Source organism: Sphingomonas sp., assembly GCF_036402235.1.
Taxonomy (GTDB): domain Bacteria; phylum Pseudomonadota; class Alphaproteobacteria; order Sphingomonadales; family Sphingomonadaceae; genus Sphingomonas.
Genome location: NZ_DASWTG010000039.1, coordinates 1 through 16,467, shown reverse-complemented (window position 1 = coordinate 16,467; position 16,467 = coordinate 1). Strand labels below are relative to the sequence as shown.

Genomic DNA, 16,467 nt, shown 5'->3' with positions numbered 1-16,467 from the left:
CGGCCATCCCCCCGGCCGGGCGCGCTTTTCATCATATGGCGCCGCTATGCCGCGCAGTGACCCAGATCAGACCGCTGCCCCCGAGAATGTCCGGACCGACCCGATCGCGATGTTGCGGCTGCCCGCGCCAGCGCGCACCACAGCGTCGCGCGGCTTGGGCGAGGCGAGGCCCTCGATCACGGCGCCATTCACATTCTCCAGCACCACCGTCGGCCGCGCGTCAGGTGCAGCGATATCGAACCCGCAATCGACGACGCTCAAATTACGCACATGCCGCGCATAAAGGCCGTGCGCGGGCAGAATGCCCATGAAGCTCGGCTCGAGGCTGGAATTGCGCCGCTCGGGCACCTGCCGGCTCGCATCCGCTTCGGAGCCACCGCCCGCAGCGGTCACATGGACGCCGCGAAAGCTCACATCCTCGATGATCCCGTCGGGGATGCCGACCACGCCGCACGGATATTCCATGCGCGCGCCCGAGACCTGGATGCCAGTGAAGCGCACGCGGCGCACCCTCGCCACGCCAGCCCCCTTGGGCGCGCGATTGCGGGCGGAGAGGCGGAGGAAGATCGGGTGGTTGACCGGGTTGACCAGGTTGATGTCGCGGAAGGTGACGTCCTCAAGCACACCGCCATCGATCGCGCCGAGCTGCAGCCCGCGCGAATTCTCGCAGATGCAATCGGCGATCAGGATGTTGCGGAAGCCGGCGATGCTGTCGGTGCCCAGCTTGATGCGGCCGAGCACGCCGACCTTGTCCGGAGCGATATAGGGCGACTTCTGGTAGGTGCCGTCGAGCAGGGTGCCGAGCAGATAGCCGCTGGTCTTGCAGCCGATCACCTGCACATCCTCGCAGAAGCGCGCTTCCTGCAGCCCGTAGCTGCTCTTGAGGCAGATCGCGTCGTCCTTGGGCGCGTTGACCACGCAATTGACGACGCGCGCGTCGCGGCAGCAATCGAGATCGATGCCGTCGCGGTCGGTGTCCACGGTCAGCCCGTCGATCCGGACATTGGTGCAGCCCATCACATAACAGGCGAAATGCCCGCCCTGCAGGATCGAGAAATCCTTGAGCAGCACGTTGCGGCAGCGGATCAGCCCGATCGCCTTGTTGCCGCGGCCCTCGTACTTCATCTCTTCGGGATTGGCGCGGCGGGCGGCGTCGGCGCTCAGCCCGCGCTCCTTCGGCGATTTCCAGCCCGGGATGCCGTGCCAGCCCTGCGGCGGCCCCTCGCGATCGAGGCCGAGGCCGTGGATCAGGCCATGGCCGATGATCGCGACGTCGCTGACCCCGTCGCCATAGATCAGGCTGTTGTGGAAATGCGCGAGGCCATAATCGACGAACTGCTCCTCCCACACGCCTTCGGGCAGGTCATATTGGCCCCTGTGCCGGTCGGGGCTGGCCGCCTCGATCACCGATCCGGGGCTGAGGACGAGCGTGATGTTGCTCTTCAGGCGGATCGAGAAGCAGAGATAGCGGCCCGGCGGCACCACGATCGTCCCGCCGCCCTTCGCGCTCGCCGCTTCGATCGCGCGGTTGAACGCGGGCGAATCGATCGCCTTGCCGTCACCCTTTGCGCCATAGTCGCGGACGTCGTGGAAGCCGCTCAGCGATCCGGTCGCGCGTACCGGCACCGCGCTCGCGGCCAACGCCGCCCCTGCCCCAAGCAATGCCGTCCTGCGGCTGAACTCGGCCCGTGCTTCGAGCAAATGACCTCTCCTGGCTCGTTTAAATCATATGATGAATTAGCGAGCAGGTGATCGCAAGCTGTAAGTCAGGTTTTGTCGATCACGTGGCGCTCGGGGTCGAGATTGATCGTCAGATCGGCGCGTCCCGGCATCTCGGCGAGAATCGCGCGGGTGATGCGCTCATAGTGCTGGATGAAGCGCGCGACCTGCGCATCGGTCATCGCCAGCGCAGGATCGCGCCCCTGCCCGGCGAGGGTGACGCGAAGCTCCGCTTCCTGCTGCGTGCGCCAGCCCTGCACGACCTCGAACCCGGGCGCCGCGAGCAATGCCAGCCGGTCGATACGGGCGAACAGCGCCTGATAGGGACCGGCCAGCGCGTCGTTGACGGCGCGGCGCCAGATGCCGCCGGGATCCTCGGCGCGTTCGAGATCATTGACCGGCGCATCGAGATCGGCATCGGCCTGGGCGGCGGCACCGACGCACCAGCCCTCGAGGATCAGCAGGTCGAGCGGGGAGTCGACCACTTCCCATTGCGCTTCGGGAAGCGGCTCGTCGCTCGCCTTGTCGAACCGCGGCAGACGGATAGGCTTCCCCGCCTTCACCGCGTCGAGGATCGCGCACCCCAGCGCCACATCATGCGTCAGCGGCACGCCGCGCGTGGCGAGCAGCGGATGGATATCGCGCGCCAGCGCGGCGCGCGCCGCCTTGCCGAGATAGAGATCGTCGAGCGAAAGGATCGCGGCGCGCACGCCGAGCCGGGCGGCGAGGCCGCGCGCAAGGGTCGACTTGCCGCTGCCCTGCGACCCGCAGATGCCGAGGATCAGCGGCCGCGGGCCGGCCTCGAGCCAGCCCGCGGCGACCCGGGCGACGATCTCAAGCGATGCGGTCAAGCGGCTCACGCCCGTCGAAGAAGGCATCGAGATTGTCGGCGACCTTCATCCCCATCGCCTCGCGGGTCTCAAGCGTGGCGGACCCCAGATGCGGGAGCAGCACCGCGTTGGACAGGCCGGTCAACGCCGCCTCGACCGCAGGCTCGCGCTCGTACACGTCGAGACCGGCGGCGGCGATCGTACCCGCCCTCAGCGCCTCGGCGAGCGCAGTCTCGTCGACCAGCGTGCCGCGGCCGGTGTTCACCAGCACGGCATCGCGCTTCATCGCGCGAAGCGCTGCGGCATCGATCATATGCCGCGTCGCCGCTCCGCCCGGGGCGTGGAGCGATACGATATCGGCGACGCGCAACAGGCTGTCGAGCGAGGGGTGATAGGCCGCCTCGGGTACGTCGTGGGCACGGCTGCGGCTGTGGACAGCGATCTCCATCCCGAACGCCCTGGCCCGCTCCGCCACGGCGCGCGCGATGCGGCCATAGCCGACCAGCCCCAGCACCTTCCCGCGCAGCGATCGGCCGAGCAGATGCGTCGGCCGCCAGCCGGTCCATTCCCCGGCACGCAGCTCCCGCTCCCCCTCGCCCGCGCGGCGCGTCGCCATCAGGATCAGCGTCATCGCGATGTCGGCAGTGGCGTCGGTGAGCACATCCGGAGTGTTGGTCACCACGACCCCGGCCTCACGCGCGGCATCGAGATCGATATGCTCGAACCCGGCGCCGTAATTGCCGATGATCCGGGCACGGCGGCCTTCGGTCAGGATAACCTCCCGGGTGATCCGATCGGTGACGGTCGGGCAGAGCGCGTCATGCTCGCGCATCGCTGCGGCGAGCGCCGCGGCGTCCATCGGCACATCGGACTCGTTCAGCGTCACCTCGTAGCTCGCAGCCAGCCGCGCCTCGACCGCGTCGGGCCAGCGGCGGGTGAGCAGGATCCTGGGCTTGGTCATGCGTGGAGACTAGCGCCGCCGGAACACGGGCGCACGCCTCTCCGCGAACGCGGCGCGGCCTTCCTTCGCATCCTCGGTGGCGAAGCAGATCGCCTGCAGGTCGCGCTCATATTCGATCGCCTTTTCCCACGGCATGGTATGCGCGGCGCGCAGGTTGAGCTTGGCCGTCTCCGCCGCGATCGGCGCGCGCGAGGCGATGGTCACGGCGATCGCCTGCGCGCGGGCGAGCAGCGCCTCGGGCGCGACCACCTCGCTCACCAGCCCCCAGGCCAGTGCCTTCTCCGCATCGATCATGTCGCCGGTGAGCAGCATCAGCGCGGCGTTGGAGGCGCCCATCGAATAGGTCAGCCCCGCCGCCATCCCGCCGCCGCCGATCCAGCCGAGCTTGATCTCGGGCGCGGCGAACCTCGCATTGATCGAGGCGATGCGGATGTCCGCCGCCATCGCCGTCTCCAGCCCGCCGCCCAGCGCATAGCCGTTGACCGCGGCAACCACCGGCTTGCGGCAGGCGCGCAGCGCGTCGCAATAATCGTCGCGGTTGCGGAAATCCCACGGCGTCGCATAGCCGTCGAGCGTGGTGATGTCCGATCCGGCGGAGAAGGCCTTCTCGCCCGCGCCGGTGATCACGACGCAGCGCACCGCGTCGCTGGCGTTGCACTCGCTCACCGCGGCGATCAGCGCGGCGGCCATCTCGGGCGTCAGCGCATTGAGCTTGGCCGGGCGGTTGAAGGTGATGGTGGCGACATGGTCGGCCATGGTGAACAGGAGGTCGTCGGTCATGTCTCGGCTCCGGCCGGATGGTGCTTGCGGTAGAGGATATCGATCTGATCGAGCAGGGGATCGGCGGCATCGCCGTCGAGCAGCGCCGCGCGCAGCTGCGCCGATGCCGCGGTCTGGAAAGCGATCGCGCCGTCATGGCGCGGGCGCAGCAGCGCCGCATCCACCGTGGCGAGCGTGGCGGCGAAGAAGCCGCCAGTCGCCGCATTGACCGCCTCATTCTGCCATGCCGAGCGCAGCGCCGGCTGGCCGTCATGCTGCGGGATGAAGCCGCGCTGCACTGGTTCCGACATCAGCCAGCGCAGATGATCGAGCAGCTCGGGCGTGATCCGGCAGCGCTTCGACACGCCGATTCCCGTCCCCCCCAGCGTCGATCCGATCCGGCCCGAAGGTCCGGCAGGCGCATCGGCAAAGCCCACGCCGCGCGTCGCGTAGTTCACATAGCCGTAGATCAGCGGGCAAAGGTCGATCCCCTCGCCGCGCTCGATCGCGCGAAGCATCGCGATCGGGTTCAGCGCCTGCGCCCGCCGCGTAACTTCGCCCGTCAGCGCCGCCATCAGGGAAAAGGCCTCACGCGCGACGGCGCGGTCGACGAAGGTGTCGCGCGGCGCACCGGCCTCGAACCCCAGCGCGCCGCAGATCGACTGGAAGCTCAGGATCGCATGCGGGCCGGCGAGCGACAGCGCGACGGCATGGTCCTCGGCAAAGGCGGGAAGCTGCGCCCATTCGATCGGCGGCAGCGCGACGGTCTCGCGGCGATACGCCATCACCTGGGTCGCGGCGTCGAGCGGCAGCGCCCAGTGCCGCCCCGCATAATGATAGCTGGCGAGCGACGGCCCGGCGACCGCGCCACGCCAGCCCGCGATCTCGTCCGCGTCGAATATCGCCTCCAGCGGCACAAGGCAGTCCGCCGCGACTGCCTCGCCGACATGCGGGTGGTCGAGCACCACCAGATCGTAGCGCGCGCACAGCTCGCCGATCGGATGCGACTCGAACCCTTCCAGCGAATGCCTGTCCCAGCTCAGCGAAAACGCATCGGCCTGCGCCGTGGCGGCGGCCAGCGCGTTGTAGCCGCGCGGATGATCCCAGGTCAGGCCGCGATAGGTGGGAACGGTCATGCGTGCTGGCGAACCACGCCCGATTCGATCAGCGCCTCGATCGCCTGGTCGTCCAGCCCGGCCTCGCGCAGCAGCTCACGGCTATGCTCGCCGACCAGAGGCGCGCCGCGTTCGACGGTCGAAGGGGTCTTCGAGAAGCGGATCGGGAAGCCCGGCGCCTTCACCCGGCCCTCGGTCGGATGGTCGTACTCGACGAAGGTGCCGTTGTGCTTGATCTGGGGATCATCGACGAGGTCTGCATAGCCATAGACCGGCCCCGCCCAGATATCGCGCGCGCGCATCGCCTCCAGCCATTCCGCGCTGGTGCGCGCGGGCAGGTGCTCCTTCACCTTGGCGAAGATCTGGTCGCGCAGCGCCCAGCTGTCGCGCTCGTCATCGAGCCCGTCGAAGAAGGAATCCCCGAACAGCTCGCCGAGCTTCTTGAGCGAGGCCATCGCCACGGTGATGTAGCCGTCCTTGGTCGCGAACACGCCATAGGGCGCGCGGATATAGCTGTGCGCATGCGGCTCGGCCGATCGCGCCTGCGGCTTGTTGCCGACGGTGAACACCGACAGCTCCTGCATCTGGATCGTGGTGATCGCGTCGAGCATGTTGACCTGCACCAGCTGCCCCTCGCCGGTGCGCTCGCGATGGAACAGCGCCGCGAGCGCGCCCTCGAACGCCGAATAGGCGGTGATCGCATCGACCAGATATTGCCCCGCGGCGGATGGCGGCGCGCCCTCCGCCCCGGTCGACATCATCGCGCCCGACATGCCCTGCAGCAGCAGGTCCTGCCCGGGATAGTTGCGGTACGGCCCGTCCTCGCCATAGCCCGACATCGAGACATAGATCAGCCGCGGATTGATCGCCGACAGCGTCGCATAGTCCACGCCCAGCCGCTCGGCGACGCCGGGCCGGTAGTTCTGCAGGAACACGTCGGCGTCCTTGACCAGCTCGAGCAGCAGCGCCTTGCCCTCGGGCGCCTTGAGGTCGACCGCGAGGCTGCGCTTGTTGCGGTTGAGCGAGAGGAACGAGACGTTGATCTTGTTGCCGTTGGCGCCGCCCGCGCTGGCGTGGCGCTGCCACTCGCCGCTGGTCGGCTCGACCTTGACCACATCGGCGCCCATGTCGCCCATGCGCTGCGCCGCGAACGGCCCGGCCATCGCGATCGAGCAGTCGAGCACGCGGATGCCGCTCAGGATATTGGTCACTTGGTGTTCCTCAGTTCATGGTCCAGCCGCCGTTCACGTGCAGCGTCTGGCCGGTGACGAAGCCGGACTCGTCGCTCGCGAAGAAGGCGATGGCGTTGGCGATGTCTTGGGCGGTGCCGCGGCGCTTGATCGCCTGCGCGTCGAGCACCATGCGGTTATAGCCTTCGGGATCGGGATGGATCTTCTCGGCGTCGGTCGGAAAGGCGCCCGGCGCGATCGCGTTGACCGTGATGCCATAGGGGCCGAACTCGCGCGCCCAGGCGCGGGTCAGCCCGACCAGCGCCATCTTCGACGCGACATAAGGCGAAAGGTTCGCCCAGCCGCCCGAGATGGTGATGCTGGAGACGTTGATGATCCGCCCGAAGCCCTTGTCGCGCATCCCTGGCAGCGCGGCCTGCACCGCGACGATCCCGGCATCGACATTGACGCGCTGGACCGCCTGATGCTCCTCGATCGTGTATTCCTCGAACGGCCTGGACGGGTAGATCGCGGCATTGTTGATCACCACGTCGAACCCGCCGATGTGCCGCGCCAGCTGGTCGAGCGTCGCGCGGAAGCCGGCGAGGTCGGAGAGGTCGGCGGTCGAGACGACCAGCTCGCCCGGCCCCTTGCCTTCCGCCGCGGCCTTGAGCGCGTCGACCTTGGCCAGGTCGTTGTCGATCGCCACCACCGTGGCGCCGCGCTCGATCAGCAGCAGCGTGGTGTCGAGCCCCAGCCCGCCCGCCGCGCCGGTGTAAAGGACGACACGGCCCTTCACTTCGCGCCTCCGATCGGCGGGAAATTGCCCGAGGGTTCGGGATATTCGTCAGCAGGCTGAAGCGCGACGCCCTCGATCCGCTTCACCGCATCGGCCACGGCACCGGCATCGGGCAGGATGCGGAACACGCTGTCGTAGCGCCGCTCCTCGCCATGCTCGAGCCAGATCAGCTCGCCGCGCTCGCGCGCGAAATCCTTGCCCATGACATGGTTGGTCGACGGCTCGATCCCCACGGCATAATGGCCGGCATGCAGGTTCTGCCACTCGTACATCGCCGGGAACTGGTCTTTCCGCGTTTCGACCTCGAAGCCGAAGCCGAGTCTCTCATTGACCACCGCGACATTGACTTTGCCCGCGGCATCGGCCGCCATGTCGTGCTGCCACACCTGCTCGTGGAAATTGACGATCGGCGCGGGGAAGGTGCGGTAGCCGGTCCCCTGGTCGCGATACTTGTCGTGATGCGCCGCCCAGATCACGTCGCGGATCGGCGCGACATAGCGCGAGCCCTCGGCCACCACCGGATGGCTGACGTTGATATGATAGCAGTACATGTGCGGCGTCCGGTAGAAGCCGTGATTGACCACGCGGTCGATCAACCGGATCTCGTCCCCGCCGACATCGGCCTCGATCCGCCGGATGAGGTGAAGGTCCTCCCCGAACACGGTCGATTGCTGGACGATGCCCTCGGCCCACAGCACGCATTCGTCGCCGTTCCAGGTCTCGCCATAGCCGGTCAGCCGCGCCGGGATCGTGCCGATCCGCCCGTGGAGCGAGGACGACACCTTCTCGCGCGGGCCGTAGAAATAATGGCCGGCGGGATCGTCGTGCATGAACAGCACATGGTCGAGGCCGCAAGTGATCAGCAGGCCCGACATCGAGCGGAACCAGCCCAGCCCCCCCTCGCCCTCATAATCGTGCAGGCCAGGATGGCGGAAGCCCGAGGGCGAGTGCCAGCCCACCGCACGGCCGTTATGCTCGCACTCGGCGATGTCCATCGCGCGGTCGACGAGGACGGTGAAGCGCAGGCCCGAGCCGGTGCGGAATTCGAGGCTACGCACGCCGCGCTCGACCCCGTCGCCCAGCGTCGACAGCCGCACGCCGGCGAATTGCGAGAGCGAACCCGATCGCGCCGCCAGCTCGCGCCGGTTAAGGGTCTTGCCATAGAGCCTCGGCACATCCCGCTCCATCATGATGTTGTAAGACGTATGATGTTTAGGGCAAGATGGCGCAATGCGTCAATCGACGTGCCGGAGAATTCGCTCATGTCCGCAAATCCTCGTCGCCTGGTCCGCCGCTGCTTCGCCGTCGATCTGCACGACGATCCGGGGCTGATCGCCGCCTATCGCCGCTGGCACGCGCCGGGCGGCCCGCCGGCGGCGGTGAGTGCCGCGATCCGCGCCGACGGGGTCGAGTCGCTCGAGATCTGGCTGGTCGGCGACCGGATGTTCATGGTGATGGAGCAGGACACGGAGCGCGCGCCGGATCCGGAGACCAAGCGCGCAAGGGACGTCGCGAACCCCGAGGTCGCGGCGTGGGACAAGCTCATGGCGAGTTTTCAGAAATCCCTGCCGTTCGCACCGGAGCAGACTTGGGTGGAGATGGAGCGGATCTACTCGCTGGATGAGCAGCCGAACTAATCCTCCCCCGCCAGGGGGAGGTGGCGCGCGCAGCGCGACGGAGGGGAGGACTCCCTAACGCACGTTCTGGCAGCCGCCCCCTCCGTCAGCTCCGCGGACACCTCCCCCTGGCGGGGGAGGATCAGAAAGATTTACCCCCGCGGCTGCGCCCGGCGCTTTTCCCACGACCCCGCGATATGCTCGCGCATCGCATTCGACGCGCGGTCGGGATCGCGCGCGGCGATCGCCTCATAGACCTTGCGGTGCGCGGCGTGGGTCAGCTTGACATGCTCGACGCTGAGCTTGCCCGAATAGCCATGGGTGCGCAGCGCCTCCGACTGGATGCCGTCGATGATCGCCTTGCTCAGCCGATCGCCCGACATGTCCATGATGATGTCGTGGAAGCGCAGATCCTCGACGACATAGGCCGAGGGCATCGTCACCAGCCCCTCGAGCTTGTCGATCTGCCCGGCGAGCTCGGCGATCGATTCGGGCGTGGCGTTGGCCGCGGCCTTGGCCGCCATCGCCGATTCGAGCAGCGTGCGCACCTCCGACAGATTGTCGAGATAACGCAGGCCATCCTCGCCCTGGAACAGGGCGGAGAGGATCATCGGATCGAGCATGTTCCAGGCGCGGCTGCCGCGGACGATGGTCCCGCGGCCCTGCTGCGAGACGACCAGCCCCTTCTCGGTCAGCGCGGTCGTCGCCTCGCGCACCACGGTGCGGCTGACGTCGTACATCTCGCACAGCATGTTCTCCGGCGGCAGCGCGGTGCCGACCGGATAGGTGCCCATGACGATCGCGTTGACCAGATCCTCGACCACCGCGGTCGACAGGCGCGGACGGCGGCGGACCCGCTGATGCGCGGCCGTGGCTTCGCTGTTCATGTGCCTGTCTCGCTCACGCCGTTCGGTTCCCTGTTCATATTGTACGCCATCGTCCCAAGAGGGTGAAGCCGCAACGCCCGATACGCAAGAGCTTGTAGTTCCGGGGGCTTGCAGTTTCCGGGGGGCTTGCAGATTTGGAAAGATAATACATACTATGTTTCGACAGCGGGCAGCAGCGATGCCCGGCATAGGGGCGCCGCTTACGTATGAAGATCACCGGATACCGCAGCCTGACGACCACCCATGACTGGGGCCGCCCGGTGGGCGACGTCAACGGCGTGGTCGAAAGCGGGGTGACCGAGGTGCCGATCCTGCTGATCGAGACCGATGGCGGGCTGACCGGCATCGGACTGGGCCAGCATGCCGATATCGCCCGCGTCTTCCCCGCAGTCGAGGGGCAGGATCCGCGCGCGGTGACCGCGCTCTACGATTCGATGCTCGCTCATGTCTTCAAGAGCGGCCATGCCGGCGCGACCTATGGCGCGATCGCGGCGGTCGACATGGCGCTGTGGGATCTGAAGGCCAAGATGGCGGACGAGCCGCTGTGGCGCACGCTCGGCGCGCTTGACCGGTTCGTGCCCGGCTATGCCTCCGGCCTGTGCTACGGGCTGCCGGACGACGCCTTTGCCGCACATTATCGCGACTGGGCGCAGCGCGGCTTCACCTCGGCCAAGATCAAGGGCGGGCGCGATATCGCGCGCGACATCGACCGGCTGCTCGCCGCGCGCGACATCCTGTCCGCCAATACGGCGCGGCCAGCGATGATGCTCGACGTCAACGAGGCGTGGAACGTCAAGCAGGCGGTGCGCCACCTGGCCGAGATCGAGGCGAAGCTCGACCTCACCTGGATCGAGGAGCCGGTGCGCCGCTGGGACGCCGAAGGCCATGCGCGCATCTCGCGCGCCTGCCGCGCGGCGGTGGCGACGGGCGAGAATTTGACCGGGCTCGACCAGTTCGCGCCGCTGTTCGACGCGCGCGCCGCCGATGTCGTGCAGACCGGCAGCGTCTGGGGCATCACCCATTTCCTGCGCGTCGCGACCGCGGCGCTCGCGCATAATCTGCCGGTCTCGCCGGTCGCCTACAACGCCAATCCGGTGGCGCATGCCGCCGCGGCGCTGCCCAACATGATCGGGATCGAGGTGCAGGACTGGAACGTGCCCGCGGGGCTGAGCGTCGACCAGACGATCGCCGATGGCGGCATCCGGCTGGGCGATGCGCCGGGCCTCGGCATCGAAGTCGACGAGGCGGCGCTTGCCAACGGCGCCGCGCCCGGCTGGAACGGCGCCGGCGGCCCGCACCGCAGGCCGCGCCAGGCCGGGCTGCGGCTGGTGCCCGACGGGCCGCAGGCCGCCGAGTAACGACGAAGCAAGAGACGAGATCACCGGAGAGACCATGGCCAGCGCCGCCGACACCGCCCCCAATCCATCCTATGTGCTGGGGCCGCAGCGGGCGAAGCTCCAGCTGTCGCTGATGGTCAATTTCTTCCTGCTGATGGCACTCTACAGCGGCGTGCTCGGCGTGCTGCTGCCCAATCAGATTGCCGAGCTGGACGAGGGGTCGAAGGCCAACAACCTCGCGCTGATCTTCTTCATCACCTCGATCTTCTCGACGCTGACCACTCCGATCGCGGGCGCGCTGTCGGACCGCACGCGCAGCCGCTGGGGCCGCCGCTCGCCCTGGATCGCGATCGCATCACTGATCGGATCGGCCGCGCTGTTCGGCGTATCGTGGATGACCAGCTTCTGGTCGCTGATGGTGCTCTGGGTGATGGCGGCGGTGGCCTACAACTCGATGCAGCCGGCGATGACCACGCTGATCGCCGACCGCTTCGCCCCCGAGACGCGCGGCGCGGTCAGCGGCATCGTCGGCGCGGGCATGACCGCGGGGCTAACCGCGGGGACCGTCGTCGCAGGCTACCTCGCAGGCGACCGCGCGCTGGCCTATGGGCTGTTCGCCGCCGCAGTCGCCGCCTCGTGCATCGCCTTCGTCGTCATCAACCGCGAGCCGCCGAGCGACACGATGCCGCGCCGTCCGATGCGCTGGGGAGAGTTCCTCAAGGGGTTCTGGATCAGCCCTCGCGAGCATCCGGACTTCGCCTGGGCGTTCGCCAGCCGCTTCTTCATCTATATGGGCTATCAGGCGGTCGCGGCCTATCTGCTCTACATCCTGCGCGACTATATCGGCCTCGGCAACGACGCCTCGAACATCGCCATCGCCAACATGGCGATCGTCACCCTGATCTGCCTCGTCGCCTCCTCGCTCGTCTCGGGCTGGCTCTCGGACAGATATCAGGCGCGCAAGCCGTTCGTGATCCTGGGCAGCCTGATCATGGGCTGCGCGATGGTGGCCCCGCTCGCCGCGCCGGAAATGAACGGCATGTGGGCCTATGCCGCGATCATCGGCGTCGGATACGGCATGTTCATGTCGATCGACATGGCGCTGATGACTCAGGTGCTGCCCAAGAGCGCGCTGGGCGACGAGGGCAAGGACCTCGGCATCCTCACCACCGCGGTGAACATCCCCCAGATCATCAGCCCGGTGATGGCGGCGGGGCTGCTCGCCTTGTTCGCCAACGACTATCGCGCGATCTTCTGGGCGGCGGTGATCTTCGTATTCGGCTCGGCGCTGTGCGTCCTGCCGATCCGGGGCGTGCGCTAGCCCGATATTTATAATACATATTATGATAATTTGACATACGGGTTGGCTTGCGCCATTCTGCCGTCAAAGAATTGCTCTCAGGAGGGGAAGATGAAGTTCCGCCGTGCCCTATTGCTCTGCGCTGCCGCAGGAAGCGCGCTGACGCTCGCGCAGCCGGCCCTTGCACAGGACGCGCCCGCCGCGGAGCCGCAGGCGGACGAGGCCGCCCCGGCCGAAGAAGAGATCCTGGTCACCGGCATCCGCGCGTCCGAGCGCGCCGCGATCGACATCAAGCGCAACGCGGTCGCCGTGGTCGACTCGATCGTCGCCGAGGACCTCGGCAAGCTGCCCGACCAGAATGTCGCGGAGTCGCTTCAGCGCGTCGCCGGCGTGACGATCGAGCGCAATCGCGGCGAGGGCCGCTACGTCACCGTCCGCGGCTTCGGCCCCAAGTTCAACGCCGTCACCGTCAACGGCCGCACGCTCGCGACCGACAATAACGGCCGCGAATTCTCGTTCGACGTGATCCCGTCGGAGATCATCTCGGGCGCCGATGTGTACAAGTCGCCCCAGGCGAACCTCAACGGCTCGTCGATCGGCGCGACGATCAACGTCAAGACGCTGCGTCCGCTCGACCAGAAGGCCGGGTTCAAGTTCGCCGGTGCCGCGACCGGCATGTGGTCGGAGATCGCCGACAGCTGGAACCCCGAATTCTCGGGCGTGGCGAGCTGGAAGAACGATTCCGGCACGTTCGGCGTGGCGTTGGCCGGCGTGTGGGCCAAGCAGGATAACCGCATCGACGAATTCACGATCGGTGCGGGCCATGTCCGCCGCTCCTCGACCGACGGCTACTACACCGCCGGCGGCGTGCCCGGCGCGCGCGTCGGGCCCGGCGTCACGCCGTTCTCGGGCGTGTCGATGCCGTCCAATCTCTCGCCCTTCTTCTTCGAGCGCGAGATGACGCGCTGGGGCGTCAATGCCGCGGTGCAGATGCGCCCGAGCGACAAGCTGACCGTGACGATCGACGCGCTGGTCTCGAAGGCGCGCTTCATCGAGCAGCAGACCGGCCTCGCCTATGACTTTTCCGGCGGCACGCTGGTCGAGCAGGTCGTGCAGGGCGGCAGCGTCGTCAACGGCGTCCAGACCGGCGGCGAAGCGGTGTATCAGCGCTATGTCGGCGGCTTCGTCGACCAGATCATCCAGTATGACGACCGCAACGTCACGACCAGCCAGTTCGGCATCAATATCGACTGGCGGCCGACCGACGATCTCAAGGTCGGGTTCGACATGTCGCTGTCCGACGCGCGCAAGCGCGGGCGCGAGAACAACCTGTTCACCACCATCCGCCGCAAGAATATCGATCACTGGTTCGATCGCCGAAGCGGCAGCCCGATCTACGACTATGGCTTCACCAGCCCCAATTACGCCAATGCCGCGACCAATCCGCAGGGCATCACCGCGCATTATTACATCTGGGGCGGCGGCAACAACGGCGATGACGAGATCGAGGAATATCGCGGCGACATCGAATGGGAGCCGGGCGGCGGCAACCTGACGCTGGCCGCCGGCGTGATGGCGTCGAGCCGCATCAAGTCGATCGACGGCTATGAAACGCCGTTCGACCAGCAGTGCCGTTATTGCGGGTCCAACCGGGCGCTCTCCCCGTCGTTGTTCGAATCGACCAATCGCAACTTCTTCTCGAGCCATGACGGCAACATTCTGCGCGACTGGCTGATCTACGACCCGCATGCGCTGGTCAACCAGATCGACCAGTTCGCCACGCAGGACGGGCTCGTCTTCGATCCCGCCGTCCGCTCGGCCACCGCCTCCTCGGTGATCGACGAGAAGGTGAAGTCGGCCTATCTCATGGGCACGCTCGACACCGAAGTCGCCGGCATGCCGCTCGTGATCAACGCCGGGCTGCGCTACGAGAACACGGACTACACGTCCACGGGCGCTTCGCGCACGATCGTCAGCGCGCGGCCGCGGCTCGATGCGAACGGCAATCCGACGGGCCAGAACGATATCGTGCTGACGCCCACGCCCGTGCCGGTCAACTTCCGCGGCAAGTATGAGGACTGGCTGCCTTCGCTGAACATGCGGCTGTCGGTCGCCGACGATTTCATCCTGCGCTTCGCCGCATCGAAGGTGATGACGCGCCCGACGCTGACCGATCTGTCGCCGCGCATGTCGATCCAGACCAACCCGGGCAACGAGACGATCCGCCGCGGCAACCCCGATCTGCAGCCGTTCCGGGCCGACCAGGTCGAGCTCGGGGCCGAATGGTATTTCGCGCGGGATTCGCTGCTCAACGTCGCCGCCTTCTACAAGAAGATCGGCTCGTTCGTGACCACCGTCACGACTGACGAGACCGTCGACCAGATCAAGTTCGCCGTGACCGTGCCGGCCAATGGCAAGGGCGCGACCGTCAAGGGCTTCGAGGTCGGCTATCGCCAGTCGTTCGGCAACTGGCTGCCGGCCCCGTTCGACGGCTTCGGCGTCCAGACCAGCTTCAACTACACCGAGTCGGACGCGCGATATCCCAGCGTGGTGCCGGGCCGGAGCTACAGCCTCGAAGGCCTGTCGGAATATTCGTACAGCCTGGTCGGCTTCTACGAAAAATACGGGATCGCCGCCCGCGTCGCCTATACCTATCGCGACGACTTCCTCCAGACGGCGATCGGCCGCAACTCCGAGCAGGAATATTTCCGGGGCTACGGCCAGCTCGACGTGAGCCTCAGCTATGATGTCACGCCGAATTTCACCGTGTTCGCCGACGCGGTGAACCTGAACAACGCCAAGGAGTTCCTCTACTCGATGAGCGAGGACCGCACCAAGGAATACCGCACCACCGGCCGCCGCGTTTCCGCGGGCGTCCGCGTCCGCTTCTGACAGCCGCCTGCCACCCCTCCCCGGCACGGCTCAGGGGTGCTCCGTCACGGTCCACCGGACCCTGGCGGAGCACCCCGCTTCATTTGGTGGGACACATTGCCATTAAATGGCGGATGGAATTATGCTGCGCTTCGCCCCATACAGGGGAATTGACCGCGGAGCCACCGGGCCGCGGCGGCTGAAACGGGGGCAGGAATCGGGTGCAACGGGTGAACCAGCAGGCAGCGACCGACAAGGACGAACCCCGCTTCGGCCGGTTCGCGCGCAACATTCGCTCCAGCCACGATCAGGTGGCGCAGGTGCTGGGCAACGAGATCCTGTCCGGCGTCATCGCGCCCGGCGAGAAGCTGCCGCAGGAGGCGGAGATCCTGGCGCGCTTCGGCATCTCGCGCACCGTGCTGCGCGAAGTGTTCAAGACGCTGACCGCCAAGGGGCTGATCGTCTCCAAGACGCGCGTCGGCACCACCGTGCTCGACAGCGCGCACTGGAACTATTTCGACGCCGACATCCTGGCGTGGAAGGCGAACCAGGGGTTCGACATGACCTTCCTGCGCGACCTGGCCGAGATCCGCGTCGCGATCGAATCCGCCGCCGCGCGCGCCGCCGCCGAACGCCGCACCGACGAGGATATCGCCGAGATGCGCCGCCACCTTGCCGGGATGCGCGACGCCACCGACAGCGCGCGCGACTTCGCCGAGGCCGACCTGCAATTCCACAAGGCGATCGGCCAGGCCTCCGACAATGCGCTGATGCGCTCGCTCTCCGCAGTGATCGAGACTGCGCTGATGGCGTCGTTCCGGATGAGCTCGCCGGTGAACGAGGCCGAGGAGCACCAGACCAGCGTGCGCGGCCATGCTCAGATCGTCGATGCGATCGAGGCGCGCGACGGCGAGCGCGCCGCGCGGGCGATGCGCGACATCATCGGCCATGGCGTCTCGCGGATCGAGAAGAGCACCGCGCCGGGCAAGCGCGGCAAATAGAGTCGTTTAGGCTTCCCTAAGACAGCCTCGTCGGCCTGTGGAGATTCGGCAGTCCAATCCTCCCCCGCCAGGGGGGAGGTGTCAGCTGCAAGCTGACGGAGGG

Annotated in this window: 14 protein-coding genes; 5 read left to right on the top strand and 9 right to left on the bottom strand. The window is 67.4% G+C overall.

Annotation, left to right across the window (positions count from 1 at the left end; genetic code table 11):
• Window positions 1-66: 66 nt before the first annotated feature.
• From VGD28_RS07655 to VGD28_RS07620, 8 genes are all read right to left on the bottom strand, one after another.
• Window positions 67-1,701 carry a rhamnogalacturonidase gene (locus tag VGD28_RS07655; protein ID WP_331027741.1) on the bottom strand — a complete coding sequence of 545 codons (1,635 nt, stop codon included), beginning with the start codon at window positions 1,699-1,701 and terminating at the stop codon, window positions 67-69.
• Window positions 1,702-1,766: 65 nt separating this feature from the next.
• On the bottom strand, window positions 1,767-2,570 hold the full coding sequence (locus tag VGD28_RS07650) for a kinase (protein ID WP_414714477.1): 804 nt from the start codon (window positions 2,568-2,570) through the stop codon (window positions 1,767-1,769).
• Window positions 2,554-3,510 carry a D-glycerate dehydrogenase gene (locus VGD28_RS07645; protein ID WP_331027740.1) on the bottom strand — a complete coding sequence of 319 codons (957 nt, stop codon included), beginning with the start codon at window positions 3,508-3,510 and terminating at the stop codon, window positions 2,554-2,556. The genes VGD28_RS07650 and VGD28_RS07645 overlap by 17 nt, the downstream gene beginning before the upstream one ends.
• Before the next feature lie 9 nt (window positions 3,511-3,519).
• A complete protein-coding gene (locus VGD28_RS07640) occupies window positions 3,520-4,290 on the bottom strand; it encodes an enoyl-CoA hydratase/isomerase family protein (protein WP_331027739.1) in 771 nt (256 codons plus the stop codon).
• Window positions 4,287-5,405 carry a carbohydrate ABC transporter substrate-binding protein gene (locus tag VGD28_RS07635; protein WP_331027738.1) on the bottom strand — a complete coding sequence of 373 codons (1,119 nt, stop codon included), beginning with the start codon at window positions 5,403-5,405 and terminating at the stop codon, window positions 4,287-4,289. The genes VGD28_RS07640 and VGD28_RS07635 overlap by 4 nt, the downstream gene beginning before the upstream one ends.
• A complete protein-coding gene (locus tag VGD28_RS07630; RefSeq protein WP_331027737.1) occupies window positions 5,402-6,595 on the bottom strand; it encodes a CoA transferase in 1,194 nt (397 codons plus the stop codon). The genes VGD28_RS07635 and VGD28_RS07630 overlap by 4 nt, the downstream gene beginning before the upstream one ends.
• Window positions 6,596-6,605: 10 nt before the next feature.
• Window positions 6,606-7,352 (bottom strand): SDR family NAD(P)-dependent oxidoreductase, encoded by a 747-nt coding sequence (locus VGD28_RS07625; RefSeq protein WP_331027736.1) that lies wholly within the window; start codon window positions 7,350-7,352, stop codon window positions 6,606-6,608.
• The gene (locus tag VGD28_RS07620) at window positions 7,349-8,542 is read right to left on the bottom strand and encodes an aldose 1-epimerase family protein (RefSeq protein WP_331027735.1); all 1,194 of its coding nucleotides are present in this window, start codon (window positions 8,540-8,542) and stop codon (window positions 7,349-7,351) included. Before VGD28_RS07620 ends, VGD28_RS07625 begins: the two co-directional genes overlap by 4 nt.
• A gap of 72 nt (window positions 8,543-8,614) precedes the next feature.
• Here VGD28_RS07620 and VGD28_RS07615 point away from each other — a divergent pair, with 72 nt between their 5' ends.
• Window positions 8,615-8,989, top strand: a complete 375-nt coding sequence (locus tag VGD28_RS07615) for an L-rhamnose mutarotase (RefSeq protein ID WP_331027734.1) — start codon at window positions 8,615-8,617, stop codon at window positions 8,987-8,989.
• 131 nt (window positions 8,990-9,120) lie between these two features.
• Here the strand turns inward: VGD28_RS07615 and VGD28_RS07610 are convergent, their stop codons facing one another.
• Window positions 9,121-9,855, bottom strand: a complete 735-nt coding sequence (locus VGD28_RS07610) for a FadR/GntR family transcriptional regulator (RefSeq protein WP_331027733.1) — start codon at window positions 9,853-9,855, stop codon at window positions 9,121-9,123.
• A 206-nt stretch (window positions 9,856-10,061) separates the two neighbouring features.
• On the opposite strand from VGD28_RS07610, the gene VGD28_RS07605 reads away from it, so the two are divergent.
• From VGD28_RS07605 to VGD28_RS07590, 4 genes are all read left to right on the top strand, one after another.
• Window positions 10,062-11,213, top strand: a complete 1,152-nt coding sequence (locus tag VGD28_RS07605) for a mandelate racemase/muconate lactonizing enzyme family protein (RefSeq protein ID WP_331027732.1) — start codon at window positions 10,062-10,064, stop codon at window positions 11,211-11,213.
• 34 nt (window positions 11,214-11,247) lie between these two features.
• The gene (locus VGD28_RS07600; RefSeq protein WP_331027731.1) at window positions 11,248-12,513 is read left to right on the top strand and encodes an MFS transporter; all 1,266 of its coding nucleotides are present in this window, start codon (window positions 11,248-11,250) and stop codon (window positions 12,511-12,513) included.
• Window positions 12,514-12,603: 90 nt separating this feature from the next.
• On the top strand, window positions 12,604-15,384 hold the full coding sequence (locus tag VGD28_RS07595) for a TonB-dependent receptor (RefSeq protein WP_331027730.1): 2,781 nt from the start codon (window positions 12,604-12,606) through the stop codon (window positions 15,382-15,384).
• Between the two features lie 209 nt (window positions 15,385-15,593).
• Window positions 15,594-16,364, top strand: a complete 771-nt coding sequence (locus VGD28_RS07590; RefSeq protein WP_331027729.1) for a FadR/GntR family transcriptional regulator — start codon at window positions 15,594-15,596, stop codon at window positions 16,362-16,364.
• Window positions 16,365-16,467: the final 103 nt, after the last annotated feature.